The organism is Mesorhizobium onobrychidis (assembly GCF_024707545.1).
Taxonomy (GTDB): Bacteria; Pseudomonadota; Alphaproteobacteria; order Rhizobiales; family Rhizobiaceae; genus Mesorhizobium; species Mesorhizobium onobrychidis.
Window position 1 is genome coordinate 3986812 of sequence record NZ_CP062229.1, and the last position, 18723, is coordinate 4005534.

At 62.2% G+C, this 18723-nt stretch carries 16 protein-coding genes and 1 riboswitch; of the genes, 4 read left to right on the plus strand and 12 right to left on the minus strand.

Translation table 11 applies throughout. The annotated features are described in order from the left end of the window. Positions 1-2 precede the first annotated feature (2 nt). Positions 3-455, minus strand: coding sequence for a MaoC family dehydratase (locus IHQ72_RS19835; RefSeq protein WP_258116691.1), 453 nt, complete (start codon positions 453-455; stop codon positions 3-5). 252 nt (positions 456-707) lie between these two features. Here IHQ72_RS19835 and IHQ72_RS19840 point away from each other — a divergent pair, with 252 nt between their 5' ends. Continuing rightward, the gene (locus IHQ72_RS19840) at positions 708-1829 is read left to right on the plus strand and encodes a DUF2336 domain-containing protein (protein WP_258116692.1); all 1122 of its coding nucleotides are present in this window, start codon (positions 708-710) and stop codon (positions 1827-1829) included. Positions 1830-1991: 162 nt separating this feature from the next. On the opposite strand, the gene parE is transcribed toward IHQ72_RS19840, so the two are convergent. Then, on the minus strand, positions 1992-4043 hold the full coding sequence (parE, locus tag IHQ72_RS19845; RefSeq protein WP_258116693.1) for a DNA topoisomerase IV subunit B: 2052 nt from the start codon (positions 4041-4043) through the stop codon (positions 1992-1994). Between the two features lie 267 nt (positions 4044-4310). On the opposite strand from parE, the gene IHQ72_RS19850 reads away from it, so the two are divergent. Continuing rightward, entirely contained in the window at positions 4311-5477 is a 1167-nt protein-coding gene (locus tag IHQ72_RS19850) for a GGDEF domain-containing protein (RefSeq protein ID WP_258116694.1), read from the plus strand. A gap of 3 nt (positions 5478-5480) precedes the next feature. Here the strand turns inward: IHQ72_RS19850 and gcvP are convergent, their stop codons facing one another. From gcvP to gcvT, 3 genes are read right to left on the minus strand one after another with little or no spacing between them, the layout of a single operon-like run. Beyond that, positions 5481-8291: an aminomethyl-transferring glycine dehydrogenase gene (gene gcvP, locus IHQ72_RS19855; RefSeq protein WP_258116695.1), complete on the minus strand. Its 2811-nt coding sequence runs from the start codon at positions 8289-8291 to the stop codon at positions 5481-5483. A gap of 17 nt (positions 8292-8308) precedes the next feature. Then, positions 8309-8677, minus strand: coding sequence for a glycine cleavage system protein GcvH (gene gcvH, locus IHQ72_RS19860; RefSeq protein ID WP_095492592.1), 369 nt, complete (start codon positions 8675-8677; stop codon positions 8309-8311). 8 nt (positions 8678-8685) lie between these two features. Next, positions 8686-9786: a glycine cleavage system aminomethyltransferase GcvT gene (gene gcvT / locus IHQ72_RS19865; RefSeq protein WP_258116696.1), complete on the minus strand. Its 1101-nt coding sequence runs from the start codon at positions 9784-9786 to the stop codon at positions 8686-8688. Between the two features lie 148 nt (positions 9787-9934). Continuing rightward, positions 9935-10021, minus strand: a riboswitch (glycine riboswitch). 165 nt (positions 10022-10186) lie between these two features. On the opposite strand from gcvT, the gene IHQ72_RS19870 reads away from it, so the two are divergent. Continuing rightward, on the plus strand, positions 10187-11167 hold the full coding sequence (locus IHQ72_RS19870; RefSeq protein ID WP_258116697.1) for a hypothetical protein: 981 nt from the start codon (positions 10187-10189) through the stop codon (positions 11165-11167). 45 nt (positions 11168-11212) lie between these two features. Here IHQ72_RS19870 and IHQ72_RS19875 read toward each other — a convergent pair whose 3' ends face one another. From IHQ72_RS19875 to IHQ72_RS19890, 4 genes are all read right to left on the minus strand, one after another. Beyond that, positions 11213-12001 carry a molybdopterin-binding protein gene (locus tag IHQ72_RS19875; RefSeq protein ID WP_258116698.1) on the minus strand — a complete coding sequence of 263 codons (789 nt, stop codon included), beginning with the start codon at positions 11999-12001 and terminating at the stop codon, positions 11213-11215. Between the two features lies 1 nt (position 12002). Then, complete coding sequence (locus IHQ72_RS19880; protein WP_258116699.1) at positions 12003-12884, minus strand: cytochrome b/b6 domain-containing protein; 882 nt, start codon at positions 12882-12884, stop codon at positions 12003-12005. A gap of 114 nt (positions 12885-12998) precedes the next feature. Continuing rightward, positions 12999-13682 carry a DUF1345 domain-containing protein gene (locus IHQ72_RS19885; protein WP_258116700.1) on the minus strand — a complete coding sequence of 228 codons (684 nt, stop codon included), beginning with the start codon at positions 13680-13682 and terminating at the stop codon, positions 12999-13001. Between the two features lie 110 nt (positions 13683-13792). After that, entirely contained in the window at positions 13793-15202 is a 1410-nt protein-coding gene (locus IHQ72_RS19890; protein ID WP_258116701.1) for a caspase family protein, read from the minus strand. Between the two features lie 449 nt (positions 15203-15651). Here IHQ72_RS19890 and IHQ72_RS19895 point away from each other — a divergent pair, with 449 nt between their 5' ends. Then, complete coding sequence (locus IHQ72_RS19895; protein WP_258116702.1) at positions 15652-16728, plus strand: autotransporter outer membrane beta-barrel domain-containing protein; 1077 nt, start codon at positions 15652-15654, stop codon at positions 16726-16728. Here the strand turns inward: IHQ72_RS19895 and IHQ72_RS19900 are convergent. From IHQ72_RS19900 to IHQ72_RS19910, 3 genes are read right to left on the minus strand one after another with little or no spacing between them, the layout of a single operon-like run. Next, entirely contained in the window at positions 16725-17204 is a 480-nt protein-coding gene (locus IHQ72_RS19900) for a YaiI/YqxD family protein (RefSeq protein ID WP_258116703.1), read from the minus strand. The genes IHQ72_RS19895 and IHQ72_RS19900 overlap by 4 nt on opposite strands. Further along, positions 17201-17473, minus strand: a complete 273-nt coding sequence (locus IHQ72_RS19905) for a hypothetical protein (RefSeq protein WP_258116704.1) — start codon at positions 17471-17473, stop codon at positions 17201-17203. Before IHQ72_RS19905 ends, IHQ72_RS19900 begins: the two co-directional genes overlap by 4 nt. Continuing rightward, positions 17474-18601, minus strand: coding sequence for an S-(hydroxymethyl)glutathione dehydrogenase/class III alcohol dehydrogenase (locus IHQ72_RS19910; protein ID WP_258116705.1), 1128 nt, complete (start codon positions 18599-18601; stop codon positions 17474-17476). It lies immediately after the preceding gene. Between the last annotated feature and the right edge of the window lie 122 nt (positions 18602-18723).

Here is an 18723-nt window from a genome sequence, read left to right on the forward strand (position 1 = left end):
GGTCAGGCCGCCTTCTTCATCATCATCGCCTGCCTCGTGCATTTGGCAACGAGCACGTCATTCTGATTGTAGGCGCGGTGCTCGAATTCGACGATACCGCGGTCCGGCTTCGACCTGGAGTCGCGCACCGACACCACCGTCGTCTCGACGCGGATCGTGTCGCCGTGGAAGACCGGATGTGGAAACACCGTCTCCTTCATGCCGAGATTGGCGATGGTGGTGCCGACGGTGATGTCGTTCACCGAAATGCCGATCATCAGGCCCAGCGTGAACAGCGAATTGACCAGCGGCTTGCCCCATTCGCTTTTGGCGGCGAAGTCGAAGTCGATGTGCAGCGGCTGCGGGTTCAGCGTCATTACCGAAAACAGCATGTTGTCGCTTTCAGTGACGGTTTTCCGCAGCGTGTGCCGGAAGATATGGCCGACGACGAACTCTTCCAGATAAAGCCCGGCCATGGTCGATGTCCTCCGCGGCCGCATCGGCCCGAAAATCGGAATCGATTTTTCGGAAAGCACGATGCGAAGATTCAAAGTGTTAGAGCGTACTTTGTGCGTCCGAATGGACGCACGTCGCCCTAAGGGTTGATAGGCGCTGCATGCCGCGCTCGCAAGCCAGTTAACAAACATGGTGAACCGTTCGTAAACCATTTCTGCCTACGGTCTTCACCGGGGCGGGAACGGACTCGGGTTAGGGGCGCAGCGGACGGCATGGTTGTTTCGCATTTCCTAAAATGGATCTACACGGCGAGGGTTTCGGAGCGCGCCGCTGCGGCAGGCGCTCTGGCTCGCGCCTACATCAATGCCGATCTGCCTTTCGAGGACCGCTGCGCGGCGGAGGCCGCGCTGACGCTGCTGCTCGACGATGCCTCGTCGAAAGTGCGGCTGGCGATTGCAGAAGCGCTGTCGATGAGCCATCACGCGCCGCTGCAGATCATCAGCGCGCTGGCGTCCGATCAACCGGAAGTTGCAAGCCTGGTGCTGGCACGTTCGCCGATGCTCACCGATGCCGATCTGATCGACCGCGTTGCCGGTGGCCAAAAGGCGACGCAGAAACTGATCGCCGATCGTGCGCGTGTCTCCCTGACGGTCGCAGCGGCGATCGCCGAAATCGGCGAGCCGGAAGCCTGCGCCACGCTTCTCGCCAACAGCGGCGCCGACATCGCTTCGCTCAGCTTCCGCCGTATCGCCGAACGCCATGGCCATCTGCCTTCGGTGCGCGAAGCGTTGATTTCCGATGCGCGCCTGCCTGCCGACTGCCGGCATATGCTGCTGATAAAACTTGGTGAAACGCTTAAAGGCTCGCCGCTGGTGGTGGCGCTGATGGGCCGTGCCAGAACCGAGCGCGTCATGCGCGACGCCTGCGTCAAAGCTTCCATGACGCTGATCGAAGGCACGCGCCAGGAGGAACATGCGGCGCTCATCGAGCATCTGCGCCTGCGCGGCGACCTGACCGCAAGCTTCATCATTCGCACCATCGCGCATGGCAAGGTCGACTTCTTCGGCTCGGCGCTGGTCGCGCTCAGCCAGCAATCCGAACAACGGGTGAGGGCCTTGCTGGCCGGCGGGCATGACGTGGCGCTGCAGGCGCTGTTCCGCAGCGCCGGCCTTGCCGCGGCCACGCACGCGATCATCCTGCGCGCGCTAAAGATCTGGCGCGAGGTCGCCAATGGCAAGCGCCTCGCCGGCGTCCAGGAAGTCAGTTGGCTAATGCTGAAGGAATTGGGCGGGCAGTCCGCCGAAGGCGGTCTCGCCGGATTGGTCAAATCGATCCATCTCGATGCGCTGCGCGAAAACGCGCGTGGCCATGCGCTGGCGATCGCTGCGGCTTAGACCTTCGCGAAAAATCCAGGAAATCCTCGATCGCGGCGATAATCCACAGAGAGGCTGCGATCTGCGACATGTCGGCCGCCTCGCTTCGCTCGGTGATGCCAGCCACATACTGCCTAGCAACAGTGACGGCCGCCCGTTTGCGGTTCGCCGAGCAGAAGACGCTCAGATGTCCAGCACTTCCGTCTCGGCAAACTCCGCACGTTCCTGGATGAAGCGGAAGCGGGCTTCCGGCTTGGTGCCCATCAGCGCGTCGACCGCATCCTTGGTCGCCGCCTCGGCGTCGATCACATCGACCCTGAGCAGCGTGCGTTTTCTCGGGTCCATGGTGGTTTCCTTGAGCTGGGCGGCCATCATTTCGCCCAACCCCTTGAAGCGGCCGATTTCAACCTTGCCGCGCCCGGTGAACTCGGTGCGCAGAAGTTCGTCCTTGTGCGCATCGTCGCGGGCATAGGCGACCTTGCCGCCTTGCCGGATCGAGTAGAGCGGCGGCACCGCCAGGTAGAGATGGCCGCCGCGGACCAGGCTCGGCATCTCCTGATAGAAGAAAGTGATCAGCAACGAAGCGATATGGGCGCCGTCGACGTCGGCGTCGGTCATGATGATGACCCGGTCGTAGCGCAAATCCTGATCGCGGTACTTCGAGCGTGTGCCACAGCCAAGCGCCTGGATCAGGTCGGAAATCTGCTGGTTGCCGGCAAGTTTATCGTTGCCGGCGCTGGCGACGTTGAGGATTTTGCCGCGCAGCGGCAGCACCGCCTGGCTGGCGCGGTCGCGCGCCTGTTTCGCCGAGCCGCCGGCCGAATCGCCCTCGACGATAAAGAGTTCTGCGCCGGCCGCGGCATTCTGCGTGCAGTCGGCGAGCTTGCCGGGCAGGCGCAGCTTGCGCACCGCGCTCTTGCGCGACACTTCCTTTTCCTGGCGGCGGCGCACCCGTTCGTCGGCACGTGCGATCACCCATTCGAGCAGCTTCGAGGCTTCCTGCGGATTGTCGGCCAGCCAGTGATCGAAGGGGTCGCGGATGGCGGTCTCGACGATCCTGATCGCCTCGATCGTCGCCAGCCTGTCCTTGGTCTGGCCGACGAATTCCGGCTCACGGATGAACACCGACAGCATGCCTGCCGCCGAGATCATGACGTCTTCCGACGTGACGATTGAAGCGCGCTTGTTGCCGACCAGATCGGCATAGGCACGCAAGCCGCGTGTCAAAACATTGCGGAAGCCGGCCTCGTGCGTGCCGCCTTCGCCGGTCGGGATGGTGTTGCAGTAGGAATTGAGGAACCCGTCGCCGCCGAACCAGGTCACCGCCCATTCGAGCGAACCGTGGCCGCCTTGCCTGTCGCTTTTGCCGGCAAAGATTTCGCGGGTGACCTGGAATTCGTCGCCGAGCGAGGCTTTCAGATAGTCCTTGAGGCCACCGGGAAAATGGAACTCGGCCTTGGCCGGCGTCGTGTCCTTCTCCTTGATCAGCGACGGATCGCAGGTCCAGCGGATCTCGACGCCGCCGAACAGATAGGCCTTCGAGCGCGTCATGCGGTAGAGCCGCGCCGGCTCGAATGCCGCACCCTTGCCGAAGATCTGCTCGTCGGGATGGAAGCGGATCTTAGTGCCGCGCCGGTTGTGCACTTCGCCGAGTTGCTCCAGACCGGTCACCGGAACGCCGCGCGAAAAACGCTGGCGATAGAGCTGGCGGCCACGCGCGACTTCGACCTCGAGATGGTCTGACAGCGCGTTGACGACGGAGACGCCGACCCCGTGCAGGCCGCCCGAGGTCTCGTAGACCTTGCTGTCGAACTTGCCGCCGGAATGCAGCGTCGTCATGATGACTTCGAGCGCCGGCTTCTTGAATTTCGGATGCGGATCGACCGGAATGCCGCGGCCATTATCGGTGACCGCCAGATATCCGTCGGCGGAAAGCTCGACATCGATGAAGGTTGCGTGGCCGGCGACCGCCTCGTCCATCGCGTTGTCGATGACCTCGGCGAACAAATGGTGCATCGCCTTGTCGTCGGTGCCGCCGATATACATGCCGGGTCGCCGCCGCACCGGCTCCAGCCCTTCCAGAACCTCGATGTCGGCGGCACTGTAGCTCTCGCTGCCGTCGCGGGATGCCGGGCGCTTCGCCGCCTGCACCAGCGGGTCGGCCGGGCGCGCGGTTGCGCGAACCGGTTGCGGCTGCTTGTCCAAAGTGCCGAAAAGATCGTTACTGTCGTCCATGCTGGTCCTGGATTCCGATGCTGCGAATCACCACCCGATACTGCCACGCTTTTTGCGGGCAGGCGACGGAGGTTCCTGTTACGTTCGAGGATAGAGCCTCTTACCGCAAAACCATCCGACAACCAAGCGGCGGAAATGGGTCGAGGGCATCGACGCTTTGTAAACCTTGTCCGAAGGTTACGTCCGAAGGTTGGCCGAAAAACGGTATCCGTCCACTGCCGCTGGCCTAGAATGCGGCAGAACCCGTGAAAAGGCTGCTGCTAGCGCATGTTGGATTACAGTTCGCTCCTGCTCGCGGCGGCGCTGTCGGGCACGTGCCTCAGCCTCACCATGTTTGCGATCTGGTTCACCGCGCCACAGGCACGCTTTGTGCTGACGGTGGCCTGCGGCATTCTCGTGCTCGTCGCGCATGTGGTCTTGTTCTGGCATTATGCCAGGCATCCCAGCCCGTGGCTTTGCCAGATTGTGCTTGCGCTTCTCAGCCTGGGCTTCCTGACCCTCTGCCTGTCGGCCATGCAGTATCTCGGCGTGCGCGACTACAGGCGCGCCATCTTGCCGACCGTGGCTGCGATGGCGGTTTGCGCAGGCGCGACGTCGCTGGGCCTTGATGGCGTCGGCTTCATCGTCACCTACGCGACGGTAACGGCGCTGCTCTCGCTTATCGGGGTGATGTTCTGGATCAAAGGTGGTCACGATCGCCGGATATTGCTGGTCGTATCGTTCCTGAGCGGCGTCTGTGCGCTGTCCTTCGTGCTTTGCGGCGCGGTCCTGCTGGTCGAGGGCCATTGGGTGCTCGGCGTTGCACCCGACAACTGGGCCGAACGGTTGAATTCCGTCGTGGCGGTCGCCTGCATGACTGGGCTCGGGGCACTGACGCTCTCCCTGCACCATTTGCAGGCGCAGATCGAATTGAAGGCCGAGACCATGACCGACCCATTGACCGGGCTGATGAACCGGCGGGCGTTGACGGCGTTCTACGGTGAGCGGGTTTTCGGCCCGTTCATGTCCGTCGCCATGTTTGACCTCGATCATTTCAAAAAAACGAATGACGTATTCGGTCATCCGGTCGGTGATCAGGTTCTGCGCCGCTTCGCCGCTGTCATCAGGAAATATGCCAGGACCGGAGTCGACGCCTTCCGGCTGGGCGGTGAGGAATTCGTCCTCGTCATGTCGCGGATGACTGAAGAGAAGGCTTACGACATTGCGAGCAAGATCAGCGTCGCCTTCGGCACGGAAGTCGTGGCCACCCAGCTTGGTCCGTTGCGCAGCACAGTCAGTGGCGGCATCGGCTTTGGCGGGACGGATGGGACCAGTCTCGACCGTGTGCTGGCCGAAGCCGACGCCGCACTCTATGCGGCAAAGCGCGCCGGGCGAAATCGCGTCGTCGCCCAGAAGACGAGCAAGGCCGACGCGCCGGCCTTGCGTTCTGCCTGATTGCTATTCCGCCGCCCCCAGATATTCCGACAGCGGCGGGCAGGAGCAGACGAGGTTGCGGTCGCCGGCGACATTGTCGATGCGCGACACCGGCGGCCAGTATTTGGCTGATGTGTCGGCATCACCGGCCGGGTAGGCCGCCTCCAGGCGCGAATAGGGATGGATCCACTGGCCGGCCAGCGCCTCGGCCGCGGTATGCGGCGCATTGACCAGCGGGTTGTCGGCCAGGGGCCATTCGCCTTTCGCCACCTTGGCTGCCTCGCCTGATATCGCGATCATCGCCTCGCAGAAGCGATCGAGTTCGCTCTTGGGCTCGGACTCGGTCGGCTCGACCATTAGCGTGCCGGCCACCGGAAACGACATGGTCGGCGCATGGAAACCATAATCGATCAGCCGCTTGGCGATATCGTCGACGCTGATGCCGGAGCTCTCCTTGAGCACGCGGGTGTCGAGGATGCACTCATGGGCGATGCGATCGTGCCTGCCCTTGTAGAGGAGCGGGAAGTGCGGCGCGAGCCGCGTCGCCACGTAGTTGGCGGAAACGATCGCCGTCTCGGTGGCCTGCTTGAGGCCGGAAGCGCCCATCATGCGGATATACATCCAGGTGATCGGCAGGATCGAAGCGCTGCCGAATGGTGCGGCCGACACGGCATGACCCGAGCCTTCGGTGACGTGGCCGGGCAGATACGGTCTCAGATGCGCCTTGACGCCGATCGGGCCGACGCCGGGACCGCCGCCGCCATGCGGGATGCAAAAGGTCTTGTGCAGGTTCATGTGGCAGACATCGGCGCCGATGTCGCCGGGGCGAGCGAGGCCGACCAAGGCGTTGAGGTTGGCGCCGTCGAAATAGACCTGGGCGCCATGCTCGTGAATGAGGGCGCAGAGATGGCGCGCGCCTTCCTCGTATACGCCATGCGTCGAGGGATAGGTGAACATAAGCGCGGCGAGATTCTTGGAATGCTCATTGGCTTTGGCACTCATATCGTCCATATCGATATTACCATCCTCGGTGCAGCGCACGACGACGACGCTCATGCCGGCCATCGCCGCACTCGCCGGATTGGTGCCATGCGCGGATGACGGGATCAGGCAGACGGTGCGGTGGCCTTCGCCGCGCGAGCGGTGATAGCCGCGAATGGCGAGCAGCCCGGCATACTCGCCCTGGCTGCCGGCATTGGGCTGCAGGCTTACCGCATCGAAGCCAGTGATCTCCGACAGCCAGCCTTCCAGTTCGCCGACCATCGCGCGATAGCCCGCCGAATGCTCGGCCGGCGCGAATGGATGCAGATTGGCGACGCTTGGCCAGCTCACCGGCATCATCTCGGCGGCGGCGTTGAGCTTCATCGTGCAGGAGCCGAGCGGGATCATGGCGCGGTCGAGCGCCAGGTCCTTGTCGGCCAGCCGGCGCAAGAAGCGCATCATCTCCGTTTCCGAGTGGTTTTCGTGGAAGACCGGCTGGCTGAGAAACGCCTTACCGCGTGGCTTGCCCGGAGTGGTGCTGGTGCCAGCAGCGCCTGCCTCGGCGCCGAACAGTGCTGAGATGGCGTCCAGATCGGCATCGGTCGAGGTCTCGTCGAAGCTGATGCCGATGTGGTCGGCGTCGATGACGCGCAGCAATCGGCCGGTCTTTTCAGCAGCGGCGGCGATTGCGCCGGCTCTGCCTTTCACTTCCACCGTCACCGTGTCGAAGCGGCTTGCGCCAAGCACCGAAATTCCTGACGCGGTGAGACCGGTTGCCAGCCGGTTGGCCAATGAATGGATTCGGCCGGCAATCGCCTGCAGCCCGACAGGGCCGTGCCAGATCGCATAGGCCGTCGCCATGTTTGCGAGCAGCGCCTGCGCGGTGCAGATGTTGGAGGTCGCCTTGTCGCGGCGGATATGCTGTTCGCGCGTCTGCAGCGCAAGACGATAGCCGGCGCGGCCCTTGCTGTCGGTCGACTGGCCGACAAGGCGGCCGGGCATCAGCCGCGTCAGCCTGTCGGAAACGGCGCAATAGGCGGCATGCGGCCCGCCAAAGCCCATCGGCACACCGAAGCGCTGCATCGGGCCGACGGCGATGTCGGCGCCAAGCCTTGCCGGCGCGTCGGTCAGCGTCAGCCCGAGCGGATCGGCAATGAAGACGACCAGCGCGCCGGTGGCGCGGGCTTTGTCGATTGCCGCCTTGTGGTCGCCATAGACGCCAAACGTGTCGGGCCAGGAGACCAGCAGTGCTGCAGTGTTGTCGTCGATGGTGTCGCCGTCGACCTCGATGCCGAGCGGTTCGGCGCGGGTGCGCACGACGTCGAGCGTCTGCGGATGCGGCGTGCCGGCCAGCGCTACCTTCGTCCGCTTGTCGCGATGATGGCGTAACGCAATACCGACCGCCTCGGCCACCGCCGTCGCTTCATCGAGAAGCGAGGCCGACGCAACCGGCAGGCCGGTCAGCTCAGTGACCAGCGTCTGGAAATTGAACAGCATTTCGAGCCGGCCCTGGCTGATCTCGGCCTGGTAGGGCGTGTAAGCCGTATACCAGGCCGGATTCTCGAACAGGTTGCGCTGGATGACCGGCGGCACCTGGACGCCGTGGTAGCCGGCGCCGATGAAGCTTTTCAGAACTGTATTTTTCGCCATTGTCGCTGAAAGCTCGGCCAGCGCCTCCGCTTCGCTCGCCGGGGCCGGCAAGGCCAGTGGCCGGTCGAGTCGGATCGATTTCGGCACAGCCTGGCTGATCAGCGTCTCGACCGAGGGAACGCCGATCGTCGCCAGCATGGCTCTGACGTCATTGAGGCCGGGGCCGATATGGCGGGCCGAGAAGGAGTAGGGTGCTGCAGTCATCTTTCCTGGTCCTTCTATCAACCAATATGGGCTTTGTAGGCGGCCTCATCCAGGAGACCTTCGAGTTGGCTTTCATCGGCCAGCCTCATCTTCCACAGCCAGCCGTCGCTGGTCGCTGCCGAATTGACCAAAGACGGGTCCGACGAGAGCGAGGTGTTGGCCTCGGTGACCTCGCCGTCGACCGGTGCATAGACGTCCGATGCCGCCTTGACGGATTCGACCACCACGGCCGTATCGCCCTTGACCAGCTTTTTCCCAAGCTCCGGCAATTCGACGAAGACGAGATCGCCGAGCTGCTCCTGTGCGTAGTCGGTGATGCCGACGGTGGCGACACCGCCTTCGACGCGGAGCCATTCGTGATCTTCGGTGAAATAGGTTTTTGCCATGAGAAGGTTCATCCTTTGCGGTAGCGATGCGGCGTGAAGGGCAGGGGATTGATATCGACCGGGATTTTGGTCCCGCGAACGTCGGCGAAGAGTTTTGCGCCAGGTTTGGCCAGCGACGTCTGGACATAACCCATGGCGACCGGATGGGCGGCCGAGGGGCCGAAGCCGCCGGAGGTGACGTGGCCGGCGGGATTGCCGTCGGCGTCGAAAAGGGCTGCACCCGCGCGCACCGGCTGGCGGCCTTCCGGCTTCAGGCCGACGCGTTTCTGCGCCGGGCCGCGCTCCAGGATTGAACGCAATGCGTCGGCGCCCATGAAAGCGCCCGAGGCGCGAACCTCCTTTGGGATCGCCCACATCAGCCCGGCGCTGGCCGGGTCGATCTCAGGCGTGATGTCCAGCCCGTGCAGGCACAGCCCTGCTTCGAGCCGCAGGCTGTCGCGGGCGGCCAACCCAACCCACATCACGCGCTCGTCCTCGACCAGTTTGGCGACGAGATTTCGCGCGTCCGTTTCCGGCAGGCCGATCTCGAATCCGTCTTCACCGGTATAGCCCGACCGGCTCATGAACCAGTTTTCGCGGGGCTCAAAGCCGTGCATGAACAGCAGCGATCCGGTTTCAATGCCGGCGCGGGACAAGGCGGCCCAGGCTTCCGGGCCCTGGATCGCCAGGAAGACGCGGTCGAGTGCGTCGACCTTTGCCTCAAAATCCATGGCAAGGGCGCGCAACTGCTTTTCGTCGGCTTCGGCATTGCCGGCATTGGCGACGACCATGAAGCGTTGCTGGCCAAGCCTGGTGACGATCAGATCGTCGATAATGCCGGCGGCTTCATTGAGAAAGAACGTGTATTTGGACTGGGAAATCTCAAGCGCGCCGGCGTCTAACGGGCAGGCTCGGTTCAGAAGCGCGACGCTGCCCGAGCCACTGATCTCGAACAGCTTCATGTGCGAGATGTCGAACAGCCCTGCATGTTCGCGGGTATGAAGGTGCTCCTTCATCACGCCGGCCGGATAGGTCAGCGGCATCGACCAGCCGGCGAAGGCGCCAAAGCGCGCACCGGCGGCCACGTGCAGGTCTTCGAGGGGAAGGTGTTTGGTGTCGTCGCCCGTCATGTCATCTCCAGAGTCGCACGCAATCGGCCGCGAATGGCGACCAGTCCGTGCCCCTCTGTCTGAAGCCTGAGAGACTCGCGCCCCGTAACTCTGTCGGCAGCGCTTACACCTTCGGCGCGGGGGCAAGCCCCGACTTTCCAGAGTGTCTTTCCCGTCTACGGTTCTTTTGCCTGAGAGATTTCGGGCGATTTCCCCTTCGGCGGCAGCTCTCGCTGCTCTCTCCCGCAAACAGGTAGGACTCAATTTGAGCCCTCGACTCTTCATCCATAGCCTGTGGGCGACACCTTGTCACCTGCCAGCGACACCTTACCGACAAGTCTTCGCTAACCACGCGGTTTGCCGGTTTCTCAAGACACTGCCGATATATCGGGTCCAAACGACGTTTGGACGGGGAACGAAAATGGGCGGATTGATCATGACCTCGAAGGACCGCATCACGGCCGAGGATGTCGTCATGCTGCGTCGCGAAGTGTTCTGCGATGGTGTGGTGACGCGCGGCGAGGCCGAGGCGCTGTTTGCGCTCGACGCAACGGCCAAGCACAAATGCGCGGAATGGCCGGACTTTTTCATCGAAGCCGTCACCGACTTCATCGTTCATCAGGAAAAGCCGGCGGGCTATATCTCGCAGGACAATGCCGACTGGCTGGTCCGAGCGATTTCGCGCGACGGCATGGTCGACAGCCGGACCGAACTCGAATTGCTGGTGCATGTGCTGGAAAAGGCGAAATCCTCGCCGGACGGGCTTTGCGCCTATGCGCTGGAGCAGGTCGCCCATGCCGTCATCGACGGCAAGGGGCCGCTGATGCACGGCAGCAAGCTGGTTCCCGGCCTGATCGCCAAAGCCGAGGTCGAGCTTCTGCGCCGCATTCTCTACGCCCATGGCGGCGACGGCAACATTGCTATCACCCGCGCCGAGGCCGAGATGCTGTTCAAGATCAACGAGCGGACCGCGGCAGCCAACAACGATCCGTCGTGGAATGATCTGCTCGTCAAGGCGATCGCCAATTTCGTCATGTGCTCGGCCGGCTATGAAGCGCCGATGCCTGCCGTGGCGCTGCGCCGGGGTTCTTTCCTGGATCAGGCCGATCCGGAGATCGGCGGCTTCTTCGGCCGCATGGTATCGGGCGGTCTCGCCGGCATCATGGAAGCCTATCGCGCGCCGGGCGATATCGAATCCGAATGGGAATCGAAGAACAAGGCAGCCGAGGCGCTGGCCCGCCGCGCCGAAACCATCGACGCCAGCGAGGCGAAGTGGCTGGCTGAGCGCATCGGCAGCGACCGGCCGCTGCATGAGAACGAGCGCGCGCTGCTGACACTGATCAAGCATGCCTCGCCGGAAATCCATCCGGTGCTCAAGCCGCTGATCGACAAGGTCGCTTGAGCAAAAAGCGCTAAAACACTGATCGGAAATGGCGGAGCTATGGCCTCAGATGCCGCCGTACCAGTCGTAGCCATTGTCCTCCCAGTAGCCGCCCTTGCCGCCGCCGATATTAGCGAAACCGTCGACCAGCTCGATCTTGCGGAGATATTTCGGCATTTTGTAGCCGATCTGGCGCTCGACGCGGACACGCAGCGGCGCGCCGTTCTCGACCGGCAGCGGCTTGCCGTTCAAGCCATAGGCAAGGATCGTCTGCGGGTGACGGGCATCGATCAGGTCGATCGACCCGTAGTATTTGATGTCGCCGGACAGGCTGCGGTCGATCGTGTCGAGGCAATGGAACATCACGTAGCGCGCCTGCGGCTTGACCACCGCCTGATCCAGCACCAGCGACAGCGGCGTGCCGGTCCATTTGGCGATGCAACTCCAGCCTTCGACGCAGTCGTGGCGGGTGATCTGGGTGCGGCTTGGCATGTTCATCAGCTGCTCGCGGGTCAGCGTCAGCGGCTTTTCGACAAGGCCGGAAACCTCGAGCCGCCAGTCGGCGAAATTGTTGGCGAGCAGGCCCTTGTAGACATCGTCGTCCGGCGCGGTGACACCGTTCGGCCGCTGCGGCTGGCGAATGTCGGCTTCGGTGAATTCCGGCGCCAGCGAATCGCCGGCAAGCAGGCGTTGCGCGCGCCAGGTCAGCCCGTTGGCGCCTTCAAGGAAACTGCGCAGGCCGTCGCCGACGCCAAGCTGGCTGTCGAAGACATCGCAACCCGACAGCATGATGCCGGAGACGCCGAGGCTGGCCGAGGTCAGGAATTTTCTGCGGCTGATCACAAACTTCGCCATCTCACGCGCTCCTCTCGGGCGTCTTGCTGCCAGGCGCCGGCGGGTCGGTTCGGTACCAGCCGGTGATGATGGAACGCAACTCGTTGATCGGGCCGGCGGCGAAGATCATCAGCATATGGATGATGAAGAAGGCGACGAGCAGCAGCATCACGATGAAATGAATTGTCCGCGCCGTCTGCCGGCCGCCAAGCAGATCGTTGAGGAACGGCAGCACCGCGTTCATGCTCGGTGACATGGCAAGGCCGGTGATTATCATCAGCGGCAGCAGCACGAACATGACGCCGCCATAGGCCATCTTCTGCAGCGTGTTGTACTCCCGCGCATGGTGGAACTTGAGCCTGGCATGATCGACGATGTCTCGCGGCAAGCGCCTGAGATCGTCGATGCGCGGGACAAGATCGCGGCGCAGATGACCGTTGATCAGGCTGGCGACCAGCCAGACGACCAGTGTCGTGGTCAGTATCCAGGCGAAGAAGAAATGGACGACGCGGGCGGTGCCGAGGTCATAATAGGAGGGGATCGTCGCCCAGGACGGGAAGGCGCGCGACGTCTCCCGACCCGCCGGCCCCGACCAGCCCAGCACACCGGTGGTGTCGAAGCGTTTGCCGAAGATTTCGGTGTAGCCGCGCGGGCCGTTTGCGGTGTTCTCGGCGCCAATGGCGAAGACGGTATTGTTGTACGCAAATCCCGACTCCTTGCCGATATAGAGCTGGGGGCGGGCGTTGAAGATCTGCAGGCCGGAAAGCAGCATGAAGAACAGCGAGATGGCCCAGAGCCAATGCGTCAGCCGCGTCCAGCGCGACTGCCGGTAGATCAGCGTCGCATCTTTCGGGAGGGCAGTATCTGGCCCGACGGTGGATTGGCTCCTGGCAACCGATTCCATTCTTTCGCGTCCTCCCGACCGTTCAGTAGGCCTTTTCGATCGTTCTCCTCCCTATACGTTGCCAGCCAAAGCGATGTTTCATCCGATCACGGAAATATTACGGGCCGCCCGATACTACTGGCTTCCGAAACTGACGGCGAGGTTGACCGCGGCGGCGACTATCACTGTATTGAAAAAGAACGACAGGATCGAATGCAAAAGCACGATATGGCGCATTTGCGTGGTCGAGACCGCGGTATCGGAGGTCTGCGAGGTCATGCCGACGGTGGTCGAGAAGTAGAGGAAATCCCAGCCCTCCGGCCGCTCCTTACCGGCAAATACGAGGCCGCCGACGGGCTTTTTCTGCTTCGCTTTGCTGCCGGGGTCGGTCTCTTCATCGTTGACCCAGTAAACATGCGCGTAGTGCAGCGCTGTCATGGCGTGGATGGTGAACCAGCCGAGCGGGATCGACAGCAGCGCGAAGGTGAGTTCGACAGGGTGCGCGCTGCCCTCCCGATTGATCAATTGGAACAGCGAGATGATGGCAACGGTGACGACAATCAGCGTCACCGCAAAGATGACCAGCACCGGCTGGTCGGTGGCCCGCGCGTTCTTGCTCAGATAGCGGCCGGTGAGCAGCGGCATCTGGGCGACGACAATGACGGTGTAGGCGGCGAAAAACGCATTGGCGCCGATCGAAAAGGCGAGCGGAGTGCGCAAGACCAGCGCGATCGCCAGTGCCACTACACCGATACAGGCCGACACCGCGAACTGCATGTGGCGGTGCAGTGGTTTCTTCAGGGGCATCTCGGTCGTCATGGCCCGGTTTGTCTTAGGACGCGCAAACGACATAGTAGCACTTTTGAAGTCTGCGCATGCCTGCGCCACTCTCCAACGGGGAAACAGAACCGTTTCAATCATGAAACGCTCTAGAAAACGCCGCCGATCCCAATGCCGCCGCTGATGTCAGGCGGAGGTGCAGCCGGGCGCGACGATTGCTGCTGCGACCTTGCGGCTTTTCGGTTGCCCGCCCCCTTGCGCGCCGGAGCCGCCTCTGTTGCCACCTTCGCCGGCTTGATCTTCCGCACGACCACCGGATCCTTGCAAACCCGCCCGGAGTGCAGGAACAGGTCACTCAGGAGTTCAACCGTAGGCTCGGTCGCGGATGCGGTTCTCGCGGTGTTTTTGTAGTAGTTGGTGAGCGCGCGCACGGAGCCCTTGCCCCAACTTCCGTCCACTGTCATCCGATAGCAGCCCAAACGTCGCAATTCGGTCTGGATACTGCGCGCGAGATCGGTCGCTTTTTGGGAATCCGTTTCAGTCGCTGAAGTACCGACGATCAGCGCTTCAAGTCCGGAGACGATGCTCTGCTTGGCCCCCTCAAGGCTGGCGACCTGCGTGCCGGCGGGCTTCGCCGCAGCGTCGGGTAAGGGCGAAACCTCGACCGAACGCAATGTCTGGCCAACGATCAGCACGGCCGTCTGCAGGTCGTTGGAAGCGAGCTCGACCTTCAACCTCTCCTTGGCGGCAGGATCGGCCAGGATGCGCGACAGGCTGGCGCTGAGCTGGGCCGGGTCGAGCACTTGCTGCTCGGTGAAGTAAAACTGCTCGCGAAGGTTCGACTGATCCCACGGAACCTGACGCCCGATGGTGATTGCCTCGGTCTCGTTGCGCACCCGGATCATCATATCCGAAATGCTGAGCCCGGGAATCTCGACGTTCTTCAACAATGCCGTGGTGAAGGGGCTGTTGTCGCCCGAGCCGTCGACAGCAACGTTGCCAGGCTGTGTTGCAAAGGCAATGAACGTGTTTTCACCGACTTCGATCTGCGCGAGGCCGTCCATGGCGCTGGGGCCTTTGCCCATCGGGTTGTTACGACAGGCATCAAGAAACACGAAGGTCTGCCTTTCACGGCTGGCAAATCTCGAAATCACATCGTTGAGCTTGACCGCGCCCGCGATCAACTCCTGCAGGTTCTCAGCGTTGGGCGTATCGACCGGCAGAAGATAGTTCTCGCCCCCGAGTTGCACGCCGTGGCCAGCGTAGAAGATGAGGACAGCGCTGGCGTCTGCCAACTTGCCCTCGGCTTGTTTGAAAAGCTCGGTGAACCCGTCGGACGACAGGTTGGTTGCCGTTAGCACATCGAATTTCAGCCTCTTCAGGCTTTCAGAAAATCTGGTCGCGTCGTTTGCAGCATTGGCCAGATGCGGGAGGCGGGGGCTCCGGTGGTCGGAGTTGCCGATGACGATCGCGAGCCGCTTGCCTGGCTGTGGCGACTGGCCTTCCTCGACCGCGGCTCGAACGCCGAGGGATCCGAAAAGGGAAACCAGCAGGACCACAGCAATGCGCAGGAGGAGACGGTAGCTCATGGCAAGGGCTCGTTTCGGCGCGTGAAATCTTCAGGTCGCCGAAGTGTCCGCCCGACTGACGCCGTTCCGCTCATGCGCCGGAAATCGTTTCTCCGAAGACCGCCGCAATTTTTACACCAGAACCCATATCAAAGAAAGCGTAAGGCGCGACCCGCCTTCGATCTGGCCGAGCTCGGTTTCCCTGGAGATGCCGTGGGGTCCAGCCGGACGATTGCCGCCGCAACCATTTCGGTCCGCCGGAAGCCAGCGGTTCCATACGAAATCATATCCACGCCAGAGATAATTTGTTACGCTCCAACCAACGCTGGCGTAGTGTGCACTCGCATCTACTCCAGTCAGTGATGTTTTTCATAGTTCAACTGCGCATTGCATGTCCTGATATTTAAGCCAGACGACACAAGTAGCAGGGGAAGGGGACAATGAAAGGCAAGAGTTGGCGTTTGCGCCTGTGCGCGAGCTCAATTTCGATTGGCGCTGCATTGGTTTTCCTGCCTTCGAAGGCAAACGCCTGTATTGACGACGATAGTGAAGAGCCTCTGCAGACGGACTGCTACGTCGGCGTGACCGTCAATAGCGCGATTGTCGACACGTCCCTGGATGCGCTTCTCAAATTGTCTGACGACATCATCCAGGCGGATGTCGGCCCCGCAGCCGCAGCTCCGCCGGCCCAGTCTTCACCGTTCGGCGTGTTCGCTTCCGGCCAGTTGGCCCACACGGAGCATGACGGCTTCACCGTTTCGGACGATTTCGACGTCTTTGACGGACCGAGCTTCGACGTCGATGAATTCTCCGCTGCCGCCAGTGTCGACTTCAACGCGGCAAAGCATTTCGGATTCGACAGCGAGCACGGATTGAACCTGGGGCTGTTCGGCGGCTATGCCTCGGCTGACGTCAATGTCGACGTTTTTGGTGTCGGTGACGCGACCAACAAAAGCGGCATGTTCGGCGGCTATGGGCTTTATCGTAAAGGCACCAGCTATGCTCTTGTGGCCGCCTCGGCGTTCCTGGGCAACACCGACGTCAAGGGAAATGACGGCAGCTACGACACGCAAGGCTACGCGATAACAGGGTCGATCGGCCGCATCTTCAACTTGACCGATCGCGTGCGTTTCGATCTTCGTGGCGGGCTGTTGGGCGTTACCTTTACCGGCGACGCATACACGGACGACACCGGCACTGAATTTGGAAAGAGCCGTTTATCGTTTGGCGCGATCAAGTTCGACCCTGGGGTTTACGCGGATTACCAGCTCGGAAACGGCATGGTCATCAGCCCCTATGCGCGCGCGGATCTGCAGCAGCGTTTCGGCTATTCGAACACGGCAAGCGTTTCTGGTCTGAAGAGCAATTTCGAGGATGCGGATTTCTCGGTGGCGCTGTCCTCCGGCTTCAATCTGAAGATGTCTTCATCGACAACCGTCAGCACTGAAATTCGCGGCAAATGGTCCGAGGACAGTTCAACCGTCAGCGGCAAGCTGGGCCTCAAGATCGCGTTCTAATCCGGTGCGGCGGATTTCAGCGCACGCCGCAGGATGCGGTCGAGCTCGCCGAGAAACCGCGAGCGGTCCTGCGGCGCGAAACTGGCATTGTAGCCCTTGCTTTCGCCGGTCTCGCGCAGATGCTGCTTGAGGTCGCGCATCGCCATCGCCATGCCGATCGTTTCCGGCGTGAACGGGCGCCCGGTCGGCCCAAGCACATGGACGCCGAGCGCCACCGTGCGGGCGGCAAGCGGGATGTCGGCCGTGACGACGATGTCGTTGGGTTTGGCATTGTCGACGATCCAGTCGTCCGCCGCGTCGGCGCCCTTGGACACGACGACGTTGCGGATCATCGGATCGCGCGACGGGCGCAGGCCGCCATTGGAGACGAAGGTGACGACGACGCCATGGCGCTCGGCGACTTTCTCGACCTCGGCCTTCACCGGACAGGCATCGGCATCGACGTAAATCTGTATTTGGTTGATGCTAGTCGTCATGCCGAGTCGATATCGATGACCGCTTCATTTTCCATGAGGTTCGCTTTTAACAAGCGATGCACTTCGGTCAGGCTCCTCTGCAAAAACGTATCACGTACGAGAAAGTTGATTTCATCTGTCGCACGATCGATCTCTCCCAAATCGATCTGAACGCGATTGTTTGCCCTATAGCTACACCATAAGTCCTCGCCAAAATTCTGTATTCGATGGATCGTCGACTTTTCGTAGTCGATGAAGCGAATACGAACACGAATTTGAACCTCCTTCACCTAGTAAACCACCACGCTCCTGATGCTCTTGCCCTCGTGCATCAGGTCAAAACCCTTGTTGATGTCCTTCAGCTTCAGTGTGTGGGTGATCATCGGGTCGATCTCGATATTGCCGTCCATGTACCAGTCGACGATCTTCGGCACGTCGGTGCGACCGCGCGCGCCGCCGAAGGCGGTGCCCATCCAGGTGCGGCCGGTGACCAGCTGGAACGGCCGCGTCGAGATCTCCTGGCCGGCGCCGGCAACGCCGATGACGACCGACTTGCCCCAGCCGCGGTGCGATGCTTCCAGGGCCTGCCGCATCACTTTGGTGCTGCCGGTGCAGTCGAACGTGTAGTCGGCGCCGCCGATCTGGTCGGCGCCGCGTTTGGTCATGTTGACGAGATAGGGCACAATATCGCCGTCGATCTCCTTCGGGTTGACGAAATGCGTCATGCCGAATTTCTCGCCCCATTCCTTCTTGTCGTTGTTCAGGTCGACGCCGATGATCATGTCGGCGCCGGCAAGGCGCAGCCCCTGGATGACGTTGAGGCCGATGCCGCCGAGGCCGAAGACGGCGGCCGTGGCGCCGATCTCGACCTTGGCGGTGTTGATCACCGCGCCGATGCCGGTGGTGACGCCGCAGCCGATGTAGCAGATCTTGTCGAAGGGCGCGTCGGGATTGACCTTGGCCACCGCGATCTCGGGCAGCACGGTGAAGTTGGAGAAGGTCGAGCAGCCCATATAGTGGAAGATCTTGTCATTGCCGATCGAGAAGCGCGACGAGCCGTCCGGCATCAGACCTTGCCCCTGCGTGGCGCGGATCGCGGTGCACAGATTGGTTTTTCTGGACAGGCAGGACGGGCATTGCCGGCATTCCGGCGTGTAGAGCGGGATGACGTGGTCGCCCTTCTTGACCGAGGTGACGCCCTTGCCGACATCGACGACGATGCCTGCACCCTCATGGCCGAGGATCGCCGGAAAGATGCCTTCGGGATCGGCGCCCGACAGCGTGAATTCGTCGGTGTGGCAGATGCCGGTCGCCTTGATCTCGACCAGCACCTCGCCGTCGCGCGGGCCGTCGAGGTCGACCTCCAGGATTTCCAGCGGCTTTCCGGCGGCGACTGCGACAGCGGCGCGGGTTTTCATCAGCATCTCCTCTCAGGGCAAATCTGCAATCGGGGCCGAGCCTTAGCGTATATGCAGGTTCTGGACTATGGGACGAATTGACAGTTCGTGGCCGGGTTTGGTCGGCGCCAGCCGACTTGCGC